Source organism: Anaerosinus sp. (assembly GCF_965318445.1).
Genome location: NZ_CBDNNH010000003.1, coordinates 187,833 through 213,229, shown reverse-complemented (window position 1 = coordinate 213,229; position 25,397 = coordinate 187,833). Strand labels below are relative to the sequence as shown.

Sequence of the window (25,397 nt, the reverse complement as noted above, 5' to 3'; positions counted from 1 at the left end):
AGCAAGCCTAAAGGCTTGCTATTTTTAATATTTAAATTTTCCTATTGCATTTTTCAATAATTCCGCCATTCTTGCTAACCCTTGGCTAGATGCTGAAATTTGTTCCATAGAAGCTGATTGTTCTTCAGTTGATGCTGAAATACTATCAATATCTGTAGCAATATTTTTTGTAGATTTATCAACCTCTTCGACAGCACTTAAAACGGTCGTGCTATCTTGAGCAATAGAATCTGCCCCTGCAGCTAATTGTTTTATTAAGTCATCCACTTGTTCTATTAAGTTAGCAATTTGCTTAAATTGAGTACCTGCTACACCAACAACCTCATTACCTACTCTAACTTCTTGAGTTCCTGCATTCATCGCATTCACAGCTCTATCAGTATCCGTTTGTATCTCACCAATAATTTGAGCAATTTCCGACGTAGCAGCTTGTGATTGTTCAGCTAACTTTCTTACTTCATCTGCTACAACGGCAAATCCACGTCCTTGCTCACCAGCCCTAGCAGCTTCTATAGCTGCATTTAATGCTAGTAAATTAGTTTGTGCAGCAATACTTGCAATCGTACCTACAATATCACCAATTTGTTTAGAACGTTGTCCCAAAACTTCTACCGCCTTAGAAGATTCCGCAACAGTACTCTCTATTTTGTCCATCTGATTTATCGCACGTTCAATTGCAGCACCACCATCTACTGCCGCATGACCAGCTTTTTTTGATACACCTTGCATATTCTCTGAATTCTCAGCAATCCCTCGAATTCCATCTGCCATCCCCCGAACTAAATCTACCATATGATTAATTGTATCCGTCTGTTTAATTGAAGACTCTGCAACGGTGCCAATTGTTTCTGCCACATGAACAATTGTATCTGCAGTTTGCTCAGCCCCTGTAGATAATTCAGATGATGCAACCGATACCTCCTCAGCACTCTTATTAATTTGTGCAACTAATTCTCTCAGTTGATTATTCATCGTTGTAAATGAAGTTGCCAAATTTCCAATTTCATCTTTTGAATGAATATCAATATCGACTGCTCTAACATCACCATCAGCAATATTGCCTGCTGCATTTTCTAATTTTTTTAATGGATTTACAATTTGATTAGATAACCAATATGCCGCTAAAACAATTGGAATCATAGCACCTAACAATACAAAGAATAAAATTTTGCGAACTTCATTTACTCCTGCCATAAGCTGAGATTTATCTACAACCGTTATGTAGCGATAGCCGGTTTTCTCGGATGAGTATGCGGCAACTAATTTAGTTACACCATCTATTTTAACTTCTTTAGATCCTTCTGTTAAACTTGCGATCTCATTAAATCCATCAATTCCTGTATCATTAAGATTCTTAAAGTTCAAATCTGGATTTTCAGGATCAGCTATAATTATTCCATTTCTATCTGTTAAGATAATATAGCCAGTTTCGCCAATTTTAATATCAGAAATAAGTTTCGTCACAATTGGCAAATCAACATTTAATCCTAAAACGCCTTGCGGGTTGCCATTTAAATCCTTCTTGACCATAAAAATTCCAATTGTCGGCACACCCTTTGATGTCATAAATGGATCAGTTATGATGATTTCATTCGGCTTTTCCATACTATTTTTATACCAATCACGACTTCTAGAATCATATCCTTCTTTCCTAGGTACAGCTGGCCATTGTAAAAAACCACCATCTATGGTTCCATAACTTACTACTGAAACAATTCTATCATGACTTTTACCAAAATTATCAAAAACATTATATACATCAGCTTCAAAGCCTCCATTTTCTAGAGGAGTCATTGGAATCATACCATCTGCTGATGTAGACTTCATATTTTTATAAACGGTAATATTGCCCCCTTGTTTTAATGCATCATTATTACCAATCATATAAAGATTTTCCTTTAAATCTAAAAACATGATTTCAACTGCATTATCGACCTGTTTCAATTCTCGATTTGCTGCATCAATAAAATCTGTTTTGCTTTTATTAGCAATCACATCGTCTAAAATTAATCCTAAAACAAACATCATACATACAAAAATCCCAATAAAAGAAATTACAATTTTATTTTTAATCCCTAAATTACTAAATATATTCCCCATAATTTTCTCCTCTCAAATAACTCCTACGTACTTTCATTAAAGAATAATCATTTTAAATTTTATGAATCTGTCCTTCAAATTTTCGTGCAGTAGGAGTATCCGCTAGCCCAGCCTCCGAAGTTTCACGTAAACTTTTAGGTATAGCTAGACCGATTTTATACATAGCTTCAATTATTTCATCTACTGGAATTACACTTTTTACTCCAGCCAATGCCATATCTGCAGCTAACATCGCATGAACAGCTGCAAATCCATTTCTTTTAACACATGGAACTTCTACCAGTCCTGCAACAGGATCACAAACAAGTCCTAATAAGTTTTTTATTGCCAATGCAACAGCATCACCAATTTGCTCAGGCGTTCCTCCCGCTAAACAAACAAGAGCACCAGCTGACATTCCAGCAGCTGAACCACATTCAGCTTGGCATCCTCCTTGCGCACCTGCAATAGACGCATTTCGCGCAATAATTATTCCAATCCCTGCTGCCGTAAATAAAGCATCTACAATTTTATCTTCACTAACAGGATATTTTTCTACTGCTGCCAAAATAGCCGCTGGCAAAATACCACAGGATCCCGCAGTTGGACAAGCCACAATCTTCCCCATAGCAGCATTAACTTCAGAAATAGCAACTGCATATGCGGCTGTCTTAAGTACCGTTGCTCCTGAAAAATTTTCACTATCTTTACTTAGATAATTGTTTATACTACGTGCATCACCACCAACTAACCCACTTGCAGACTTTTCATTCTTTAAAATCCCTTTATGAGCCGCCTCCTTCATCACCTGCCAATTTTCCTTCATTTGCTTTCTTAAAAATTCTTCAGATAGCTGCGATTTCTTAGCTTCATACTTTAAGACAATATCTGCTATTGTTATTGATTTTTCATTCGCTAATGTAACCAAATCACGAATGTAATTAAATTGAATCATCCCATACTCCTTCTTCACGATTAAATTGGAGGAATACTAAAACAATGATAAACCCCTTCTACAGTTTGTATTTTATTTAAAACATCTTTATTAATTGGCTCATCTACTTCAATAATCATCATCGCATCCTCTCCCCGAATTTGTCGCGACACGCGCATAAATGCAATATTTATATTATTTTGGGACAAAACTTTTGTTACCTGTGTAATAATTCCTGGCTTATCATGATGTATATTAATCAGCGTAGGATATCGTCCTGTAAGCTCGACTGCATATCCATCAATTTGAGTAATTAAAATATTGCCACCGCCGATAGATGATCCAACAACACGAGTTGTCCTACCAGCTTTTCCTATTAAATAAATAACAGCAGTATTGGGATGAACATCTCCTAAATCAATTCGATTAAATTGATGTTCCAATCCTATTTCGTCGGCAATATGTAACGATTTCTTTATTCTTTCATCATCTGTCTCAAAGCCCATAATACCTGCAATAATCGCTTTATCCGTTCCATGCCCTTTATAGGTCTGCGAAAAAGACCCATGAAAGCCAATCGTTGCCTTTACAGGCTCTTCCCCTAATATTTTCCTTGCCATTATTCCCAATCGCACAGCACCAGCGGTATGAGAGCTAGACGGACCAATCATAACTGGACCTATAATATCAAAAACACCGTTCACCGTCTCACCTCCCATAGTAACTAATCTTTATACATAGGATTTGCCCTTCACAAATTAAAATGCAAATTCTAAGATTTTTCTCACATCAGCTAATCTTAAAACACTTAATTTACCAATGTTTCCTCGAGAAACTGTCATTTCAGCTAATTTTCGTAAATCTTCTTCTTTTACTCCCAGCTCACGCAATGACGTAGCTGCATTCCAAGATTTAAGTAGTTGTTTTAATTCATATATTCCACTTTCAATATCATCGGTCAATAAAACATTCTTGGCAAAACGTTTAAATTGTTGTGGGTTACTATCACAAACATACTTCATCCATGCCGGAAAAATAACCCCTAATGCCCCGCCATGTGCAATCTGGGGATACATACAACTAATACTATGGGACATATCATGACATGCCCAGTCTCCACCTTTAAGCCCCGCACCGCTGATTCCATTCAAGCCCAAAGTAATTGCCCAAGCTAAATTCGCTCTACTTATCGTGTCTTTAGCATCTACTTTTAAACCTTCTACGGACTTAATAATTGTTTTTAATAAAGCTTCATTGACAGCAATACTCGTTTCCTCATTCGTGCCAATAAAGTAATATTCCATAATATGCGCCATAGCATCAAGCGCCCCATTTACAGTTTGATTCCATGGCAATGTATTCTGCACATCAGGTTGAATAATAGAAGCAACCGGATATAAAAGGGGACTTCCTGTTCCCCATTTTTTGTTTTCTTCATCATTACTAATTACTGCACTACAATTCATCTCCGATGCAGTTGCTGATAATGTTAAAATTGTAAAAATCGGCAAAGCTTTTTTTATTTTTTCTTTTCTTTCAAAAACTTTCCAAATATCGTCTACATAAACTCCTGCTGCTACAATTTTAGTTGTATCAATAACACTACCACCGCCAACAGCTAATACAGCATCAACTTTTTCTTTTTTCGCAATCGCAATTGCTTCCCGAACTTTGGCTAAAGAAGGATTGGCCCTTACCCCCCAACATTCCATCCACTCAATTCCATTTTTCTGCAAAGAATTTATCGTGATATCATAAACATTATTTTTTTTAATTGAGCCACTTCCAGCAATCATCAAAACTTTCTTACTCCCCACATTAGAAAGCATTTCGCCTATTTTCTCAATCGTATTTTCACCAAAAACTAATTTGGTTGGATTATAAAAATTATAAGAAATCATTTATCCCGCTCCTAACAAAACCTATCCTTAATACAATTTAAAATTCTACAAAATAGTTAAACTACCTTCAATAGAAACAATTTTTTTCACAAAATGATAAAATCGGCCTATGTTTTTTTGCATTTTTATTTTTTTCAAAAGTAATTTATTAAAAAATTAGATAAATAAAAAAATGTAACCGATAGTAAAAATAAGATATATTCCCCAAGCGAAAGAATATCCTATTATATCTGCCATAAAACCAGAAAAAAGAGGTCCTATTCCCCCACCTACAGTAAAAAACAACTGTGCAATACCTAGAATTGCAGCATAGTTTTCTTTAGAAAATAACTTTCCCACTCCATACGCCGGCCACAAAGAAGGCATACATAAACTAAGACCAAAAATAATTGCAAAAACATACGGAATAGTTGATTGCTCCATAAAAAACAATAAACATATCGCAATAAAATTCAATCCACTAAAAAATAAAATTGCATATTTCGTTTTCATCGAATCAAACACAGCTCCACCAAGGATACTTCCCACTAATGCTGAAATTGCTAATGTTGAACCAATATTTGCTCCATACTCCAGTCCATATCCTAAAGATGACAAATAAGATTGTACATGTATTTGAACCCCAGACACTGTAATACCTAAAAATAAAAGCCCTATAGTAAACCGCCAAAAAGTTTTATTTGTCCAGAGATTAGATAAGCTTGACTTATTGTTAATTTTAATATTCGGATTATCTTCAAGAACCCTTCTGATAAAATTATTCTTATCACTTGAATGAGGTGAAAGTTTCATAATAAATAATGAGACAGGAACCGCAATCATCAATATAATTAAACCAAGAAAAAGATATGTTTTTTCATACCCAAATTCTATGATTTTATCTGATACAATTTGCATCCAAAAAAAAGTTCCCATGCCTGCACCTGCGAATGCAATTCCCATCGCTGTTCCGCGCCATTCTCCAAACCAGTTTGTAATAACTGTAGCAATTGGAATTGACGTTAAGCCCGCCATACCAATTGCTATAAATACTGCAATAGTATAAAACTCTGTAATATTTTTTACAAAACCATAGCTTAAAAATCCACTTCCTACTAAAATAGCACTTATTGTCATAATAATTTTTAAATTTATTTTTTTTATGAGATATCCAATCAACGGAGATGCAATTGCAATCACAGCTGCGCTTATTGTAAAAATTAAAGAAAAAGCACTAATACTACACCCTAAATTTTCTACGACCGAACTCATAAATAATGGCTGAATGGAATTTACTATACTAAAAGGAAAAGCCATTAATAAAAAACACCCTATTAAAATAATCCATTTATACCATATTTTACTTTGCATTTACTTCTCCTTTTTAATGATAAATTATCACATTTTTAAAAAATTTAAATAAAAATTTTTTAAGATAGAACCTTATCGTTATTATGACTCATTTCTTTTTCAATATGCAAAAAAAGGAGCATTGCATATGCAACGCTCCTTTTTTGTATCTATTAACTTCTAACTAAATAGTTCAGCAGCTTTTTTCGCGATTCTTTCTCCAAAAACCTGAAACATCTGTTTGCTTTCTTCAAAATTTTCTTTTAATGCGACTGCGCCAAGATGAATGAATGGCTGTCCATATGCACTTCCACCAGAATATACGAGCATTCCTTTTACCATCAAATGATGCAAAATAAAAGAAATAGCACAATCTGCACCGCCTTGTGCATAATCAGCTGTCGCAAAAGCAGCTCCTAATTTTCCTGCCAAATTATATTTGTGAGATTCATCAAACCATTTTTTTATCTGCCAGCAAGAGCTCGCATAATATGTAGGCGTTCCAAAAACAACAGCTTTGCTTTCTGATAAAAATTTCTCATCTATCTCATTACAGCTTAAATCAAAAAGTCGCACCTCTATATTTTGGATTTGTTTCATTCCTAATGCAACCTCTTCTGCCATAATTTTTGTTTTACCACCCTTGCTATAATACAAAATCGAAATCTTCAAAAAAAAACACACTTCTTTCTTTAATTTATTTAACATTGATTTAATTCAATATTCCTAATTCATTTCCTGTATATAATTTATTATAAAAATTTTGCATATGAGCTTTATTATTTAAAGTCGTTATATTGCTCTCCATAACCATATTTCTCAACTACATAATCAATATCTTTATCGCCACGACCACTTAAACAAACTAAAATGGAGCCCTGCTTTATTGCTTTTGCTTTTTTCATAGCAAAAGCAACAGCGTGCGAACTTTCTAAAGCAGGAATGATACCTTCATACCGAGATAATTTAAAGAAAGCATCAATCGCTTCTTCATCTGAACTTGTACCATATTTAACTCTCCCCAAATCATGTAAAAATGCATGTTCTGGTCCAACGGATGGATAATCTAATCCACTTGCAATTGAGTATACAGGGGCTGGTTCTCCTTGATGATCTTTTAGCATAATGCTTTCAAATCCATGCATAATTCCGCGTTCACCATACGACATTGATGCAGCATGGTCACCTAAGTTGCTACTTTTTCCTAAAGGTTCAACCCCAACAATATCTATAGGTTCTTCTAAAAATGGAATAAACATTCCCGCTGCATTGCTTCCCCCGCCAACACAAGCACATACTACATCAGGAAGTAATCCTGTCATTTCTTTAAACTGATCTTTTGCTTCATAGCCAATAACTGCTTGAAAATCACGTACCATCAATGGAAATGGATGAGGTCCTAAAGCCGAGCCAATACAATAAATAGAGTCTTTATAATTTTTTGCATAAGATTCAAATGCAGAATCCACTGCTTCTTTTAATGTTTTCAACCCATGCGATACAGGGACAACATTCGCACCAAGAATTTTCATTCGAGTTACATTTGGTGCTTGTTTTGCAATGTCGACTTCTCCCATATGTATTTCACATTCTAATCCAAAGAATGCAGCAGCCGTTGCAAGCGCTACCCCATGCTGACCCGCTCCAGTTTCAGCAATCAACCGTTTTTTTCCCATAAATTTAGCAAGCAAGCCTTCGCCCATACAGTGATTCAATTTGTGGGCGCCAGTATGATTTAAATCTTCTCTTTTTAAATAAATTTGACAGTTACCAATTTTTTTAGATAATCTCTCACAATGATACACAGGGGTCGGTCTACCTTGGAATTCTCGTCGAATTCTTCTTAATTCATTGATAAATTGAGATGAGTGGCAAATTGTCTGATAAGCATCTGCAATTTCTTCAAAAGCAGGTGTCAATTCATCAGGTAAGTATGCTCCACCATATACACCAAATCTACCATTTTTATCAGGATAATCTTTTAAATATCTTCTAAAATCCATGCAGCAACCTCCAAATCATTTTCATACCATTTTAGTATAGCAATATGTGATAATCTTTACAAGGATACAAATAATCAGATTAAAAATCATCTATATTTTTATTTTGTCTTTTCCAAAAGAATTATAGTTTTTTTGAACCTCTAATATATTTATCAAGCCTTATCAAAGAGCTTACATCAATCTCACTTAAAAGTGTAAACCCTAAAATTAATCCCCCACCAATAATTTGTAAAAAACTCATCGTTTCATTTAAAAGAAATGAGGAAATTATTATTGCAAAAATTGGATCTATATAACTCATTAATGCAATTTTTTGTCCTGTCAACATTTTTATTGAAGATAAATACAAACAATAGGTAAAACCTGTATGAATTACGCCTAAAAAAATCAAATTAAAAATTCCCCAACCATCCAAAGTCCTAACATGAATACCATTACTAAAGCATACATATGGCAATAATACAAAAATTGCTGCAACAAATTGCAATAGAGTTCGCTCTACCCCCATTACTTTCTTTATATATTTATTTAATAAAACTACTGTTGCATAGAAAATTGCCGCCCCTAATCCAAAAAGAATCCCTAAAAAGTGATTCTTTGCTTCCCCCAGGCTAACACCAATAATTAATACCAACCCAACAGTCGCCATAATAAAGCAAATACTTTGTTTTAAACCCAACTTTTCTTTAAATAATATGGGACAAATCATCATTACAATAACAGGTGCAAAATAATAGCACAAGGTAGCTAAAGAAATACTTGTATAATGATAGGCCTCAAATAAAAAAATCCAATTCACTCCCATAGCGATTCCCGATGCTAATAACCATGGCAAATCTGATTTAATCTGACAAAAAGAAATATTTCGTCCCCACAAAAATTGATATATCAATATCGCTCCCGTACCAATTAAAGCACGAAACAAAGCAATTTCCCCAGCCGAAAGGGATATGTTTTTAACAAAAATCCCGACTGTCCCAAAGATCATCATTGCACAAATATATTTTACTTCTGCATACATATCTGTAAACAACCCCTTAAATAAAAAATACTCCCTTTACAGTAACAGATTTCCATACTTTCGTCTACTGCAAAGAGAGTCTTTTTATTTACCTATCCTAAGATTTTTTTCAAATCTTCCTCCGGCGTACTAATTGATGAAATATTAAAATTCTCCACTAAATAATTCAATACATTTGGCGATACAAAGGCAGGTAATGTTGGCCCTAAATAAATATTCTTTATCCCTAATGATAATAAAGTTAATAAAATACAAACTGCTTTTTGTTCATACCATGATAGCACTAAAGTTAATGGTAATTCATTAACCTCACACTTAAATGCCTCAGCTAAAGCAATAGCAACGCGAATTGCACTATATGCATCATTACATTGTCCCATATCCATAATGCGAGGTAAGCCAGCAACTGTTCCTAAATCAAGGTCATTAAATCTAAACTTTCCACATGCTAATGTCAAAATAATTGTATCTTGCGGCGATTTTTTTACAAAGTCAGTATAGTAATTGCGTCCTGGTTTCGCACCATCGCATCCACCAACCAATAAGAAGTGACGAATATCACCTTTTTTCACTGTATCAATCACCTTATCCGCAGCAGATAAAACCGTGTTATGCCCAAAGCCAGTCGTAACCGTTTTTCCTCCGTTAATCCCAATAAACACGGTATCTTCTTTATATCCTCCTAATTCCAAAGCTTTTTCAATGACCGGAGTATAATCGCGCTCATCATCGATATGCACCATCTCTGGATATGCAACTACTTCCGTTGTAAATACACGATCACGATAACTATCTTTTACTGGCATCAAGCAATTTGTTGTAAATAAAACTGGCGCCGGAATATGGTCAAACTCTTTTTGTTGATTTTGCCACGCAGTACCAAAGTTTCCTTTTAAATGAGGATACGCTTTTAATTTTGGATACGCATGTGCAGGCAGCATTTCCCCATGCGTATAAATATTAATCCCCTTATCCTTTGTTTGCTCTAATAATAAATATAAATCATATAGATCATGTCCCGTTACGACAATAAACGGACCTTTTTCTACAGTCAACGGAACTGTCGTAGGTACTGGGTTTCCATAAGTTTCAGTGTTCGCCTTATCTAGTAACTCCATACATTTCAAATTTGCTTTACCCGTTTCCATAACAACCGGTAATAATTTTTCCATTGACCAATCTTGACTAATTGCATATAACCCTTGATAAAAGAAATCACTTACTTCTTTATTTTTGTATCCAAGCAAAAATGCATGATAAGCATATGCCGCCATACCTCTTAATCCAAATAAAATCAAAGACTTAAGTGAACGAATATCCTCATTTGCCCGCCAAATATTCTCCATTTCATATGCTTTATAATCATTCTTATTACGGTTTAGCTTTTCTGTTTCATTTTTTGTAATCTCAATTTGTCTACTTATCGCCGCATCATCAAAACTAACGTTTGTTACTGTAGTAAATAATCCCTCTAAAATAATCCGCTGTGTCTGTTCTGTCACATTGATTGCGTTTTCTTTCGCAACACAGGCCAAGCTAATTAGCGCACTGGTCAATGCATCTTGTAAATTCGCAGTATTTTCTTTTTTACCGCATACCCCAGCCTTTCCTCTACAGGCAACACTTCCCGCAGTCTGCTCACATTGAAAACAAAACATATTTTCCATAAAATTAACTCCTCCTAATTTAAAATTTCACCTTTTGTAGAAATCGTAACGATTTGCCACGGGATAAATTTCCCACTTTCTTGCAAAGCCCGTTTAACAGCATTCTCAATACCTCCACAACACGGAACTTCCATGCGTACAACCGTTACACTTTTTATTTCATTTTCTCGAATAATCTCAGTTAATTTCTCGCTATAATCTACACTGTCTAATTTTGGACAACCAATCAGAGTAATATGATTTCGCATAAACTTACGATGAAAATCCCCATATGCAAATGCACTGCAATCTGCGGCAACAAGTAATCGTGCTCCATCAAAATAAGGTGCATGTACTGGAACAAGTTTTATTTGAAGCGGCCATTGCATAAGTTCACTACCAATATTCATATTCTCATCTTCTCTTTCATGCTTAACCATAATCTTTTGCGCTTGACTTCCGGGACAACTACCACTTGCACAAGTAGACTTCATTTTTCTTTTTGCCATTCGCTCCTTTACAATAGATTCATTATATTCATCTGCCTCCCGAACCTCAAAAGTAATCGCATTCGTTGGACAAGCAGGTAAACAATCACCTAAACCATCACAATATTCATCACGAATTAAATTTGCTTTACCATTTTTTATTTCTATTGCACCTTCATGGCATGCATCAGCGCAAATACCACACCCATTACACTTTTCTTCATCAATTTTTATAATCTTTCTCATTACCATAACTAGTTTTCTCTCCCTTCATCATGAAATTCCCAAATATTATTTACGAATTATCCGTAATCTATCATCGACTTAACTTGACTTTATGCTGTTATTTTACTATGCTAAAAAAAATAAATCTGTTGTTTTTACAACAGTTTGGAGATTTTTATGGAAAATATTAAATTTAATGTATTAAAAAAATCTCCGTTATTTTATAACATAGCGGAGAAAGACCTAGAAATAATGTTAAATTGCTTATCTGTTCAAGAAAAAACATATCCCAAAAACACCTTTATTTTTAATGACGGCGATAACGTTTCAACCGTAGGTATCGTTTTAAGAGGCTCCGTTCATATCATTAAAGAAGACTTCTGGGGAAACCGAAGAATTATCTCCCAAATTGGCATAAGTGATATTTTTGCTGAAACATTTTCCTGCGCGCAAGTAGAGAAAATACCTGTTAGTATTGTAACGAATGAAAGAACAGAAATCATGCTTATAGATTATAAGCGAATTATAAACACTTGTTCATCTTCCTGCCTTTTTCACTCATATCTCATTCAAAATATGCTAAAAATTATTGCAAATAAAAATATTTTACTTACACAAAAAATTGAACACATCACACAACGTACCACACGCGAAAAATTAATTTCTTATTTATCTGCCCAAGCAAAAATATCGAATCATCACACATTTACGATTCCTTTTAATCGTCAGGAATTAGCCGATTATTTATCGGTAGATCGCAGCGCTATGTCAAGTGAATTATCTAAATTACAAAAAGAAGGCCTCCTTAAATTCGAATGTAATACCTTCAAATTTATAGGAAGCCTATGATACATTTTCATATTTAGCAAAATTTTATAAAGTTATTTCAGATCAGATAAAACAAGTTAGTATATTGTTTTATCTGATTTTTTTTGAAATAATTCAAAAGCTTTAATTGTTTCACTTCGGGCTAACTGTTTCAACTCCAAAGTTGTAGAATCCTTGCATTTATCTTCAATGAAATTATATATAAAATCATCTCTAAATCCAATATTAGCAGCATCACTTGCGGTATTCCCATAATAAGCGGTCTTTATATTTGCCCATATAATTGCACTCAGACACATTGGACAAGGGTAGCAAGAAGTATAGATGGTGCAGTCGCTAAGATCATGCGTCTTTAAATTTTCACACGCATTTCTTATTGCCTGCATTTCTGCATGACACGTAGGATCATGTTTTAGAAGCACTTGATTGTGTCCACATCCAACGACTTTATCTTTCTTAACAATAACAGCACCAAAAGGGCCGCCCTCATTCGTCAAAAGATTTTTTTGTGATTCATCTGCCGCCATTGCCATAAAACGTTCGCTGCTCATCAGAAATCCTCCTTTGCCTACATCTGCATAAAATCTAAATGCTTCTTAGCTGTAAAGAATTAACTTAACAATTCATCCTCATTTATCTATCCATGGCATTCATCCTATTTTAAAATATACCTGATGAAAAACTGAATAGTTTTTTCAACTCTGATTTTATTACTTTATACCATACTTAAAATAAATTTACCTTTTCCGTTAATTTTATATTCCCCCATACTAGCCGGAATAAAAATACTGTCACCTTTACCTATTTTCATAGTTTTATCCCTATTTACCAATTCTACTCCACCATCTAGCACAAGAATGGATTGAAAAGAAGAATCATCAGCATAAAGATTGCATTGTTCTTTTACATCAAATAAATAAACTTTAAAATATTCACATTGAGCAAGTAACTTCATTGAAAAATCAGCAAAAAAGCTCATCGTGGCTTCCGCCGTACATGGTTTTGTTGGCTGATTTAAATGAGTTACATCCAATGCCTTTTCTATATGTAATTGACGTGGCTTACCATCAGAACCAATCCGACCATAGTCATAAATACGATATGTCGTATTAGAATTCTGCTGAATTTCAGCGATTACGATACCTTTGCCAATTGCATGGAGCGTTCCCGCATCAATAAAGAAAACATCGCCTTTTTTCACCGGTACACTGTTGCATACATCTAATAATGTATTATTTTCAATCCTCTTTTTAAACTCTTCTTTACTAATCTTTTCTTTAAAACCATAAAGCAAAGTTGCACCTGGCTCACAGTCAACAATATACCACATCTCTGTTTTCCCATATTCACCTTCAACTCGTAAAGCATATTCATTCTCAGGATGCACTTGTACAGATAAGTTGTCTGCAGCATCAATTAACTTGATTAAGATAGGAAAGTCAGTAAACTTTTCTGCATTTTTCCCTAATACCGCTTTACCCGCTTTTTCTATGTAATCCGAAAGTTTTAGTCCTGCATATTCGCCATTGAGCACAACACTTTGCCCAGCTTTATGACAAGACAGCTCCCAGCTTTCCGCCACCTTTTCAAACTCAGTTCGCTTATGAAAATCAGTTTTAAGCTTTGTTCCTCCCCAAATATAATCTTTCATCATTCCTTGTAATTGTAATGGATATAGCAAATTCTCCGCCTCCATTTTCTAATAGAATCTCTTAAATCTCTTTATATTAAAAATTAGCGAGCATTTATTTAGTCATTTTTTTATATTAAAACTATTCAAACCAATCCTAAATATTAATTTACAAAATAATCTAATCAAGTCATTATATCACTTTTACTAATGCCTCACAAATCTATATTCACCTTAGTTGGTATCTTACCTTTAGATAACAACATTTCATAATTCTGTCAATTACGATAATAAATTTACGCCATATTGCCCATCTCTCGACACTTTGTATTTCATCATAAATCTCATCTAAATTTTCAAATTCATTTCGACTCATAATTGACATTAAATCGCAAATTAACACCATAACCATGGCTTTTATTTCACCAAAGTTATAAGCGATAGCTTTCTTTAATCTCGCCCGATTTTTTATTTGTAAAGAAATAAAAATCATAGCAATATCAATAAGTATATTCAAATTATACCTTGACATTGCTATGATTGTATACGCTATTTCACTCGTGTTATCCACTTGCTTAAATTAAAATCTAAGACCACAATCTGTGTCTATCCCTTATTAATTTATATTTATTTACTAAACTTCATCTATTCTATAATGATCTTCTCATATTTGTAAACTCCCCCACTAATCCACATCTCACACATACTAATTGGTAAATCAAATCGATGTTTTCCACAACTTCCTGGATTTAGCCACAATACTCCATCTACTATTTTATCATCGTATTTATGGGAATGACCGTAAATAACCACATCAATATTTGTTAATTCTTTTGGTATATCTTCTTTATTATGAACAAGTAGAATCCGTACCCCTTCAATGGTTATTACAAGGATTTTGGGTAAATTGCAAGCCCATTCTTTATCATTGTTCCCACGAATAATAAATAGTTCACTATGTTCATTTAAATATTGAAGAACCATTGGCGTATTAATATCACCAGCATGAATTACAAAATCTACAGTCGGCAGTTTCGCTTTAACTTCATCACGTAATAGTCCATGTGTATCTGATATAATCAAAACTTTCTTCAAAAGTGCCCTTCTCCTGTACATTATTTCAGCGACTTTCATTATATCATGTCTCTTTAAGCCTTGAACATCTAATTTTATTGTAAATTCCTTTAAATGAACGACGCAACCCGAACACAAATTTATCCTGGAATGAATTTTGTTGTATAAAATAAGTTTTAAATTAAATGATACTCTCTAAGCAGTTTTTCAATGTCAGTTCCTTCAAGTTTTTTCAGAACACCTTTTAGAGCAACCTTTTGAGTAAGACTTAGTTTCATATCCGTAATTTTTTGACCATCACGAATCTTAACTGTAGCATCTAATAAATCTCGAATATCATACGTACTCCCCCATACTTCTGGAACTCCACGATCAATATTAAGAAGCGTATAAACCGCTTCCATACCTGTACGAATAGAATACTCTGTTGTAAAAATAGTATCACGTACAGTCTCTGCAAATTGACCAATGAATGCAAAATTAATACTGCCCTTTGGTACAACATCCGGTCGATCTCCAGCTGCACGCGGCATAAAGAAAGCTGTAATATACGGCATCATACATGGCACAGTATTCGCGCTATTTTCAGCCAACTCCTCAATTTCACTTTCTGGTACTCCCATATGATACAGCCATTCCATGCAAATTTCTTTCCCTGTACATTCACGCATAGGCTTTTTTACAAAATCTCCTTCTTTATCGCTAAACAGACCATAAATCCAACCAACAAGCTGATTCTTCGCTTGTTCACGAAACTGTGGCTGCCGATTAAAAGTCCAGCTTAAAAGCCAGCTCGAATCTTTCGCTGTAACAATACCGCCAGTGACTACTCCTCCACTAAAAGGATCGCGCTTACATATTTTTTCCACATAAGGAGGTATACGATCATCAAGTGTTGTTACAGTTGCAGACATCCAGTTACTCTTCTCCGGGGCATAACAAAACTTTTCAGGATTGCCGAAGGATGGATCTTGTGCAGCAATTTTCCGCCACATATCCCATCCCCCACCTTCTGTTGTTTCCTTATTAAATGGAGCTGGATGCTCTTGATCTCCAATCGTAGAATTTTCTACACAACCTCCATTCGTAATAAAAATCAAATCATCTTCCGCTAAATCAATATTTTTTTCTTTTCCATCACAAACAGTAATTACGCGTTTTGCAATCTTCGTATCCTTTTGAATATCAAATTCAACGTTAATAACCTTGATACCATAATGGAACTGCACATTATTGGATTCTAAATATTTAATGAGCGGTAAAACCATAGATTCATACTGATTATATCTTGTAAAACGAAGTGCCCGAAAGTCTGGCAAACCACCAACATGATGGATAAACCGTTTAATATAAAGTTTCATTTCAAGTGCACTATGCCAATTTTGAAAAGCAAACATAGTGCGCCAATACATCCAAAAATTAGAATCTAATACTTCATTACTAAAAACCTCATCAATCCGTTTATCATACAGTTTCTCATCTGGAGTGAAAAATAGATGCATAATTTCCATTGCACCTTTATCACTTAAACCAAACTTACCTTCAGTTTGAGCATCTTCACCTTGATTAACTGTTGCACGCATCAATGAATAGTTAGGATCTCTCTTATTAAGCCAATAATACTCATCAAGCACACTAATCCCCTCGGTCTCAATCGAAGGAACAGAGCGATACAAATCCCACATACACTCAAAGTGATTGTCCATTTCACGTCCACCACGCATGACATAGCCAACATTTTCATAATGGTAACCATCACATGCGCCCCCAGGTAAAGGCTCCTTTTCAAGAATATGAACGTTTTCACCCTTCATTTGTCCATCACGAACAAGGTAAAAAGCCGCCGCTAAAGCAGCAAGACCTGAGCCTATGATATAAGCTGTCTTTCTATCTACACCTTCTGGTTTTAACGGACGAGCAAAAGCTTCATAATTACCTCTAGAATAATAAATAATAAAAACTCCTTTGTTTCTAAATTTTATTTTACACCTCTATTTATATTTTCACAGATTATATAAACTATTCATCAATATACAAACATTGCCTTAATTTACATTGATAAAAATTTCGTAATTGTATAATAAAAATTCACCCAAACATAAGTCTGGGTGAATATAAAATGTATTGATTAAATTATTACATAGTTGTTTTCAAAGGCGCCTCGACTGATGGCTTAACTCGCATTCTAGCACCATTATGGTATTCTATACTTACTAAAAACCTGGCTGCCGCACGTTTCTCAGCACAGCAGCCTTTTTAACTTACTTTTTAAAATTTTACAGTCGCACCGACACCGAACTTGTCCTCATTTCGTCCATGATCGGGACTAAATGCATGGTAATTTACATTGAAATCAATATTAGATGCAATCGCAATGTTAGTTCCAATTTGAGTTTCTTTAAAATCGCCTCCGACCGCATAAGAAATATACCCAGTCATCCTATCGCCCAGCGGCGCACTTGCAGCCAATCCGGCATAAAAATTCGAAGAATCATATGGTAAATCGCGGTTACCGACCATTGCCCGAAGATTTTCATTAATGCGAAATTGTCCATAAATATCGTCCATATCACCATAATACCTGCGATCCGCATTTTGATACCCGATGGTAAACTTATCAGAAAGTTGATGTTCTACATAATATTCTGTAGTTCCGATTCCAATAGCAGTTTCCCCCTCCGAAAGATCATTTATCGGAGCAGCGAATACGGAAGTTACATTCAACGCTACTAATGCCGTTAATGCCAATAAACTTTTCTTCATTCTAGATATCCTCCTGTAAGTACTTTTCTTTAAAGCAGCAACTTTTTCAACCGCTTCAAAAAGTATCATACATGATATTGCTTTAAATGTCATTAAAAAGCGGGGTGGTAAATAACAGCAATTGTATTCCCTTATATATCTCGACAAACTGACGGTTCTTTCGTCTTATTTCATTTGCTAAAGTATCATTTTCCCCACTATAGCCCCACTATAACCATCATCTCTTATTTTTTCGCTTTTATACTTGTCTTGAAATAAGCGTTTTATGCTTTTTCTTGTAGTAGCAAATGAGCATGATAATCCCCTTCTTTTTCCTTAGATTCTCGTACCAATTGATTCAAATCAAGACAAAAACCATTCCTATTTTTTTAACTTCTCGAACAAACAAAAAATTCCTGCCAAATAACGTCATTATTGGGCAGGAATTTTTTGTTTCCTCTCTATATTCTATTCCTTTACTATCAACGCTACACACTCCACATGGCTTGAGAGGATAGAATGAATGTCATTTGATTATGTCCGTTCTCGGAAACATATCTACTGCGTTTTTTACACTATCGGTAGACGGAAACATATCCATAGGCTTCGCTGTTTTTTGAAAAACTGAGGTATGCTGTTAATTTTCAGTACCCAATACTGTAAATAACGTTACTCTCCTATTCACTAATGTAATTCAACAATCTTTCTAAAATGTCATGTGTAACTTTTAAGTTGTATTGTTCAATAAGGTGACTTTGCAAATCCATAACTAATAGCAAAGAATTTTTATAGGCTTCAAATAATTCTACCTTATCTAATCGAGCAGTGGTCTTTGCAAATTTTTTATAATTTTCAAGGCTAATTTCTTTTTCAAGGTTTTTACTCATGTTTAGCCAATTATCAGCATTTTTTTCTGCCATACGTATAAGTTGTAGTGTATTTTTTTGAAGTTGTGATAAGAGTTCTAATGAACGAGCATATTCTCCTCTTTTTAGAACGTTGATTCCCATCAACCATAGATTAGAGAAATTACACAACAAAAAATTAGCATTTTCTTCAGTAAGTCTATTTGGTCTTGCACCACTTATCTCTGATAAATAATTTTCTAATTGCCCTGTTTCATCATAAATAAGCATAGCCTTCGTATCAGGAATATAACCTGAATCTTTAAACGAGGGGATTATGTTCATATCTTTTTCAGAAAGGAAATGAAATTCCCCACGTATAAGATTATCAAAAATAACTACCTCTGTTCCGTACTCATTTTTATAAAGCATCAAGTACGGAGCTACGTCAAACAACCAGTTGGATGAATCAAAGTTCGAGGTTATACTATCTTTCAAAAATATATAGAACTCTATATCAGAGTATTGGTCACCTTCTCCTTTGGTAAACGATCCATACATCATACAAGCTGTAATTCGTTCATCTGACTCAGTAAGATTCTTAACGTTTGCAATTAATTCTTTTTGTTTTAACATTTCTTCACCCTTTCATGTAAATATCTTTTAGTTATTGTGGTAACTCAAAATCTCCACAAACCTAAATTAATATTTTTCGTAGAAATTTTGCTGCAAAAAGTATCATCATGCTCCACAAACAATAGGGTTGGACAATATTCCAAGATCGCATTTTCAATTTGAATACGTGAAAAAATATCAATATAATTCAAAGGTTCATCCCATATATAAAGATGGGCGCTTTCACAAAGACTTTTAGCAATCAGCACTTTCTTTTTCTGCCCGTCGCTATAATCCTCCATGTTTTTGTCAAACTGAACTCTGCTAAAATCCAGCTTACGAAGGATTGTTTTAAATAAAGTTTCATCAATCCCACTGTTATAGGCAAACTCAGTCAGATTACCTTTCAAAAATGATGTATCTTGAGAAATATAGGAGGTTTTCAATCCGCTACCCAACATTAGATTGCCAGTATGTGTAATGTTCTCTCCATTGATCAGTTTTAAGATGCTCGACTTCCCGCTTCCGTTTTTCCCGACAATCGCAACTCTGTCGCCAATATTGATCCTGAAATTAAGATCTCTACATATTTCTTTATCTCCATAAAACAAAGATAAATCTTTTGCTTCTATCAGGCACTCTTTGTGGTAACCAAGTGTTGAAATCTTTAAGTCATCATATTGCTCAATGTTATGAAGCAGTTCGGATTTTTGCTCAATAGCCTTCTTCTGTCTTGACTCAATACTCTTGGCACGTTTCATTGCTTTTGCTGACTTATGTCCAACATATCCCCTATCCAATTTTGAACCAGAGTTTGTCTTACCATATTTGCTTTTTTCTACTTTATTTGCCCAATTTGAACTACGTCTTGCCGCTGAAGATAGCCGTCCGATTTCATTAAGAAGTTTTTTGTTTTCCGCTAATTCATAATTGTCTTGTAAGCTTTTGTTCTCCCACCAACTAGTAAAGTTTCCTTTTTGGATTTCGATATTCGTTTTATTAATAGATAATATGTGGTCCACGCATTGATCGAGTAGGCTTCTATCATGAGATACCAAAATAAATCCTTTCTTGCTTTTCAGGTAGTTTTGCACTACATTACGTGCATCGATGTCAAGATGGTTTGTAGGTTCATCAATAAGCAGGAAACAACTCGCTGTAAGGAATAAAGCTGCAAGAAGGACCTTTGTTTGCTCACCATTTGACAATGTATTAAACGGACGATATAAAGCATCTTCTTGAACATCAAGCAATGATATTTCACGAAAAATCTCCCAATCCATACATTCCGTACAAATACTCTTCATTACTTCAATTGTATATAGACTCTTATCTTCCACATCATAAGGAAAATACTCAAACTTAACTGTAGAACTTATATTGCCGGAATACGCATATTTGCCAAGCAGTAAATATAAGAAAGTAGTTTTACCTCGTCCGTTTCTTCCAATAAAACCGAGTTTCCAATCTGTATCTATCTGAAAACTTACATTTTCAAAAATATTGTCATAACTTCCTTCATATGAAAAAGTTAGATTTGAAACATTTATTAAGGACATATATTTCTTCCTCCTTTACATTATAAAAATTCTATAAGCAAAGTCGGTTTTCGGCATTAATTACTCTATAATGTTATCCAACTCTGCAAGGATTTTGTCATGAATGACATAGTATCATTGTCTATCACGTTTATCTTCCTTTCTTTTACAAATATTAAAAGCCGCAAGAAAGTAAATTCTTACGGCTCAAAAACAAATACTATTATTACCTTTTGTTATACATAACATAAGGTTACTGTAATGTATTATTGAGTGTAGAATACTTAACTTTCTTGCAATTTGCATAACAAAACAAACGGTTCTATAGCCGTTTCTTTAAATATCTTATTATGCATCATATAATTAGCAAGAAAAGTTATACATTCTTCCACCTCCAAGTCGTTTTATTATATCATATTATCTTTAAAAATCCAATATAATTCTTCTGTTCTCTTTCTAAAGATTACCCTTCTACATCAATCTCGACTCCTGATTTGAATACAACGGCGAACTTATCATGAAATACCGTAACTTTTTCAATTAGCCGCCTTACTAATTGCTCATCATACTCCTCCAACTCGCAGGATTGCTCATTAAAGAAATTACTCATTTCAGCGATTCGTTGCCTTTTCCCTTCTCGATCTGCATTCTCTACAAGTGCATTTTGCTTTAACTCCCGAAGTCGATAAATTTCGTCAGCCACATCTTCATAGTCATTTTTTGATTTTGCTTGTATAAGGAGCTGTTGTTGTAACTCTTCCAATTTTCTATCAATATCATCGGTGGTATTATCATTTTCTTCACTAAGTATAGTAGTTATGTTTTTCTGCAACGCCTGGATGAAGGGCTCTTTGTTAGTCAAAAGTTCGTTAATAGCCTTAACCACTGCTGCCTGTAATGTTTCCTCGTTTATGGTAGGTGCCGTACATTCAGAGCCTTTTTCCTCTAAACGACTAACACATCTCCAAACAATAGACTTGTAACCTCGGTTATTCCAATGTACTCGTCGGTAAATATCACCGCACTGTCCGCAGTAAACTATACTCGATAAAGCATACTTACTGCTGTAGACTCTCTTTTTACCGCCTTTTCCGCTACGAAGGTTAGCTCTTCGAACCATCTCTTCTTGAACCTGCATAAAAAGCTCGCGTGGAATGATTGGCTCGTGGCTATTTTCTACATAATACTGGGGAACAATGCCGTTATTCTTGACTCGCTTTTTAGAAAGGAAATCAACCGTATATGTTTTTTGTAGAAGGGCATCACCGATGTACTTTTCATTCTGCAGTATCTTTTTCAGTGTTTCTGGTCTCCATTTGGCTTTGCCTGCCGCTGTTAGAATACTGTCTGCTTCTAGTCCTCTTGCTATCTGCAAAAGGCTGGCTCCCTCTAGGTACTCCCTATAAATCCGTTTAACAACTTTAGCACCCTCTGGATCAATCACTAATTGCTTGTTTTCATCCTTGGTGTAACCAAGGAAACGCTTGTGGTTGACCTGAACTTCACCTTGCTGGTATCGATACTGAATACCCAGCTTAACGTTCTGGCTTAGGGATTGGCTTTCTTGCTGGGCAAGGGATGCCATGATAGTCAGTAAAACTTCACCCTTAGAATCCATGGTGTTGATATTCTCTTTCTCGAAGAATACCGCTATGTTTTTATCCTTTAACTGACGGATATACTTAAGGCAATCCAACGTGTTTCTGGCAAATCGGCTGATTGATTTTGTGATAATCATGTCAATATTGCCTGCCATACACTCCTCGATCATTCGGTTAAATTCATCACGCTTTTTCGTATTGGTACCAGTGATGCCATCATCCGCAAAAATACCTGCTAAATCCCACTCCTTGTTCCTCTTAATATAGTTTGTATAATGCTCAATCTGAATTTCGTAACTTGAGGCCTGCTCCTCACTATCCGTTGAAACTCGGCAGTAAGCCGCCACTCGTATTTTGGGTTTACTCTCACTATTTTTATTATTTCCGATTCGTTTAATTGCTGGAATTACTGTTACATTCCTACTTACTGCCACTGGTTACACCTCACTTTCTATTAAACTGTAAGCATATTCTGCCTGCTTATATGGATCGTCATATTTTTGTACCAGAGGTTTTGCTTTGAACTTTACAGGATAATCCGTTTTTGATACATCTTTAGGCTCCCATATCCTTCCGAGTTTTTCTGCTCGCTTTTGTTTTTCTAATCTTGCTTTTTCAAATATCTCCTCATCAATAATTGGAGGATAGAATTCGTCTCCAAGGTATTGCTTGTTCTGTAGCATCCTACTTACTGTGGCATGGTAGCAATCTATCCCAGCTTTTATTGCAGCATTCTTCAAGGATAATCCTGACAAGTAACCTGAAAATAACTCTTTTACTTGTTCTGCTGCTATATCATCTACAACAGCCTTTCCATCTTCAATTCTATATCCAAAGGGTGTGTGACCCATCTAATTCACCAACCTTTCTTTCAGTGTGATTCCACATTTTAATACAAACCCAACTACCTCCCGTGAAAAGACAATAATCTTCTCTACATAATTTTCAAACAGCTCATCCTCATAGGCTGTGAGCATTTTGGACTTAGTCGTAAACTTAAGCAGTCGGTCAACTTCCTCTACTTTTGTAAAATTTCCGTTGACAGAATGGGTAAGTTGTTCCTTTTCCGCAAAAAGACTTTCTCTTTCTGCTTCCAATGAATTCTTTTCTTTATTAAACAGAGCAGGTTCCAGATATCCTTTGGCCATTAAGCCCGTCAGCATCTGACTTTGCTCCATGTTGTTTTCAATCTTGGTTTCCAACTCTTCGATTCTACGAAAACTCGCTGCATTATTCTGGCTCCGTAGCCCATTCAAAAGTGGTCTTAATATGAACTTGTGACCAAAAATGAGTTTATTCATCATCGTAACAAATGCAGTCTTTATATCTTCATCTCGTATGAACTGCATGGAACATTCCGTTATATGGCTTATATGCTTACTACAGCACCAAGCAATGTACTCTCTTCTTCCAGATGAATGAATCCGTCTTTTAAAGGTACTGCCACATTCCGAGCAAATAATCTTACCGGAAAAAGAATAACGGTTTAGATATTTACTGTTGCGCTTTTCGATTCCTTTTTCCTTTGCCCTCTGATTGAGAATAGCTTCCACAGCTTCAAAATCTTCATGGCTGATAATTGCATCATGATGATTTTCTACTAGATACATATTTTTCTCACCGTAATTGGTGTGCCTGTTAAAACGGCTGTCAGTATAGGTCTTTTGCAAAATAACATCGCCAGTATATTTTTCATTGGTCAAGATTCCACGAATGGTAGTAGCTGTCCAACGACCACCTCTTTTTGAAGGGATACCCTTTCGATTAAGATCATCTGCAATTTTCTGTGTACCTTTGCCTGATAATACTTCTGCAAAAATATACTTCACAATTTCAGCCTGCTTAGGATTTACTATCATGCGACCGTCAATGTTTTGATAGCCATAGGGTGGGTAGGAAATTTTAAATGTTCCGTTTTGAAATCGTCTTTGAATTGCCCATTTAGTATTTTCTGAAATGGAGATTGACTCACTTTCTGCAAGCCCACTTAATATAGAAAGCATCAGTTCACTTTCCATTGATTGGGTATTGATATTCTCTTTCTCAAAGTAGATATAAATCCCAAGGTCCAACAGTTTACGAACCATCTCCAAACAATCCGTAGTGTTTCTTGCAAACCTACTAATGGACTTTGTAATAATTAAGTCGATCTTCTTGTTTTCACAATCTGACAGCATCCTGAGAAGTTCCGTTCGGTTTTCTTTTTTAGTGCCACTAATTCCCTCATCATAATACAAGCCAACATACTCCCATTCTGGGTTTGCCTTTATGTAAGTCTCATAATGGGATTTTTGTGCTTGTAGACTTACTAACTGTTCATCACTACCCGTAGAAACACGACAGTATGCGGCCACTCGTAGTTTAGGTTTGATAATCGATGCAACCTTATTTCCTTCTATTTTCGTTATCTTTTTCATCGCCTCACCTCCTTCTTGGTAGGTCACATATTACCTCTGAAACCCTTATATATCAACGAATTCAGGGCATTATCTCTGCTAAAAAAGGAGAGAAAGATTGGCGATTAAGTGCCTCTATCTTGTTGAATTCTGCTTCCGTTATTAAACCTTTTTGGAGCATCTTTCTAAGTAATTTCTCTGCTTGAATATAATCAAACTCACGCTGTAGCTGCTCCTGTGACATTTTCTTTAATTCGATGCTTTCGTCTATAACCCCATCTGAGATCTTCATAACTTTTTTATCCTCATGCTGATTCATGTAGAATCACCTCCTACCTAATAGCCGCGGGAACAGGTCGAAGTTGAGGATTTGTAAAAATAAAATAAAATCAGAGCATAAAAAAAGAGCCTGCAAGGGAATAACCCCTACAGGCTATATACATCTAATAGTTAATATTTTTAGGGAAACTCTGTAAAGCTAAAGCATAATTGCTTATTAACT

Annotated in this window: 23 protein-coding genes; 1 reads left to right on the top strand and 22 read right to left on the bottom strand. The window is 35.0% G+C overall.

Translation table 11 applies throughout. The annotated features are described in order from the left end of the window. Positions 1-24 precede the first annotated feature (24 nt). The 10 genes from ACWZFG_RS03095 to ACWZFG_RS03050 all read right to left on the bottom strand — a co-directional run bounded on the left by ACWZFG_RS03095 (position 25) and on the right by ACWZFG_RS03050 (position 11,647). Positions 25-2,100, bottom strand: coding sequence for a methyl-accepting chemotaxis protein (locus ACWZFG_RS03095; protein ID WP_177505787.1), 2,076 nt, complete (start codon positions 2,098-2,100; stop codon positions 25-27). A gap of 52 nt (positions 2,101-2,152) precedes the next feature. After that, positions 2,153-3,052, bottom strand: coding sequence for an L-serine ammonia-lyase, iron-sulfur-dependent, subunit alpha (gene sdaAA / locus ACWZFG_RS03090; RefSeq protein ID WP_455577034.1), 900 nt, complete (start codon positions 3,050-3,052; stop codon positions 2,153-2,155). A gap of 2 nt (positions 3,053-3,054) precedes the next feature. Next, positions 3,055-3,717, bottom strand: a complete 663-nt coding sequence (gene sdaAB / locus ACWZFG_RS03085; RefSeq protein WP_177505788.1) for an L-serine ammonia-lyase, iron-sulfur-dependent subunit beta — start codon at positions 3,715-3,717, stop codon at positions 3,055-3,057. Positions 3,718-3,771: 54 nt separating this feature from the next. Then, on the bottom strand, positions 3,772-4,914 hold the full coding sequence (locus ACWZFG_RS03080; RefSeq protein ID WP_177505789.1) for an iron-containing alcohol dehydrogenase: 1,143 nt from the start codon (positions 4,912-4,914) through the stop codon (positions 3,772-3,774). Positions 4,915-5,070: 156 nt separating this feature from the next. Continuing rightward, entirely contained in the window at positions 5,071-6,264 is a 1,194-nt protein-coding gene (locus ACWZFG_RS03075; RefSeq protein WP_177505790.1) for an MFS transporter, read from the bottom strand. Between the two features lie 159 nt (positions 6,265-6,423). Next, entirely contained in the window at positions 6,424-6,915 is a 492-nt protein-coding gene (locus ACWZFG_RS03070; RefSeq protein ID WP_177504999.1) for a flavodoxin domain-containing protein, read from the bottom strand. Positions 6,916-7,022: 107 nt separating this feature from the next. Beyond that, a complete protein-coding gene (gene trpB, locus ACWZFG_RS03065) occupies positions 7,023-8,246 on the bottom strand; it encodes a tryptophan synthase subunit beta (RefSeq protein WP_418626664.1) in 1,224 nt (407 codons plus the stop codon). Between the two features lie 121 nt (positions 8,247-8,367). Next, on the bottom strand, positions 8,368-9,279 hold the full coding sequence (locus ACWZFG_RS03060) for a DMT family transporter (RefSeq protein ID WP_455577033.1): 912 nt from the start codon (positions 9,277-9,279) through the stop codon (positions 8,368-8,370). Between the two features lie 80 nt (positions 9,280-9,359). Next, complete coding sequence (hcp, locus tag ACWZFG_RS03055) at positions 9,360-10,934, bottom strand: hydroxylamine reductase (protein ID WP_455577032.1); 1,575 nt, start codon at positions 10,932-10,934, stop codon at positions 9,360-9,362. A gap of 14 nt (positions 10,935-10,948) precedes the next feature. Beyond that, on the bottom strand, positions 10,949-11,647 hold the full coding sequence (locus ACWZFG_RS03050; protein ID WP_455577031.1) for an ATP-binding protein: 699 nt from the start codon (positions 11,645-11,647) through the stop codon (positions 10,949-10,951). 156 nt (positions 11,648-11,803) lie between these two features. Here ACWZFG_RS03050 and ACWZFG_RS03045 point away from each other — a divergent pair, with 156 nt between their 5' ends. Beyond that, positions 11,804-12,475, top strand: a complete 672-nt coding sequence (locus ACWZFG_RS03045) for a cyclic nucleotide-binding domain-containing protein (protein WP_177504994.1) — start codon at positions 11,804-11,806, stop codon at positions 12,473-12,475. Between the two features lie 56 nt (positions 12,476-12,531). Here ACWZFG_RS03045 and ACWZFG_RS03040 read toward each other — a convergent pair whose 3' ends face one another. From ACWZFG_RS03040 to ACWZFG_RS02985, 12 genes are all read right to left on the bottom strand, one after another. Next, entirely contained in the window at positions 12,532-13,005 is a 474-nt protein-coding gene (locus ACWZFG_RS03040) for a nucleoside deaminase (RefSeq protein ID WP_177504993.1), read from the bottom strand. 164 nt (positions 13,006-13,169) lie between these two features. Next, positions 13,170-14,135 (bottom strand): type I phosphomannose isomerase catalytic subunit, encoded by a 966-nt coding sequence (locus ACWZFG_RS03035; RefSeq protein ID WP_455577030.1) that lies wholly within the window; start codon positions 14,133-14,135, stop codon positions 13,170-13,172. Positions 14,136-14,313: 178 nt separating this feature from the next. Beyond that, on the bottom strand, positions 14,314-14,655 hold the full coding sequence (locus tag ACWZFG_RS03030; RefSeq protein ID WP_455577029.1) for a hypothetical protein: 342 nt from the start codon (positions 14,653-14,655) through the stop codon (positions 14,314-14,316). A gap of 74 nt (positions 14,656-14,729) precedes the next feature. Next, positions 14,730-15,179: a metallophosphoesterase family protein gene (locus ACWZFG_RS03025; RefSeq protein WP_418626659.1), complete on the bottom strand. Its 450-nt coding sequence runs from the start codon at positions 15,177-15,179 to the stop codon at positions 14,730-14,732. A gap of 155 nt (positions 15,180-15,334) precedes the next feature. Beyond that, positions 15,335-17,110 (bottom strand): oleate hydratase, encoded by a 1,776-nt coding sequence (locus ACWZFG_RS03020; RefSeq protein ID WP_455577037.1) that lies wholly within the window; start codon positions 17,108-17,110, stop codon positions 15,335-15,337. Positions 17,111-17,426: 316 nt separating this feature from the next. Continuing rightward, positions 17,427-17,921 carry a hypothetical protein gene (locus ACWZFG_RS03015; protein WP_177504990.1) on the bottom strand — a complete coding sequence of 165 codons (495 nt, stop codon included), beginning with the start codon at positions 17,919-17,921 and terminating at the stop codon, positions 17,427-17,429. Positions 17,922-18,577: 656 nt separating this feature from the next. Next, positions 18,578-19,381 (bottom strand): lincosamide nucleotidyltransferase Lnu(B), encoded by an 804-nt coding sequence (gene lnu(B), locus ACWZFG_RS03010; RefSeq protein WP_002294514.1) that lies wholly within the window; start codon positions 19,379-19,381, stop codon positions 18,578-18,580. Between the two features lie 44 nt (positions 19,382-19,425). After that, a complete protein-coding gene (gene lsa(E) / locus ACWZFG_RS03005; protein ID WP_195923603.1) occupies positions 19,426-20,919 on the bottom strand; it encodes an ABC-F type ribosomal protection protein Lsa(E) in 1,494 nt (497 codons plus the stop codon). Between the two features lie 442 nt (positions 20,920-21,361). Next, positions 21,362-22,933 carry a recombinase family protein gene (locus tag ACWZFG_RS03000; RefSeq protein ID WP_195923604.1) on the bottom strand — a complete coding sequence of 524 codons (1,572 nt, stop codon included), beginning with the start codon at positions 22,931-22,933 and terminating at the stop codon, positions 21,362-21,364. 3 nt (positions 22,934-22,936) lie between these two features. After that, positions 22,937-23,350: a recombinase family protein gene (locus tag ACWZFG_RS02995; RefSeq protein WP_195923605.1), complete on the bottom strand. Its 414-nt coding sequence runs from the start codon at positions 23,348-23,350 to the stop codon at positions 22,937-22,939. Next, positions 23,351-24,916, bottom strand: coding sequence for a recombinase family protein (locus ACWZFG_RS02990; protein WP_195923606.1), 1,566 nt, complete (start codon positions 24,914-24,916; stop codon positions 23,351-23,353). It lies immediately after the preceding gene. 61 nt (positions 24,917-24,977) lie between these two features. Further along, positions 24,978-25,214: an SHOCT domain-containing protein gene (locus ACWZFG_RS02985; protein WP_455577028.1), complete on the bottom strand. Its 237-nt coding sequence runs from the start codon at positions 25,212-25,214 to the stop codon at positions 24,978-24,980. Between the last annotated feature and the right edge of the window lie 183 nt (positions 25,215-25,397).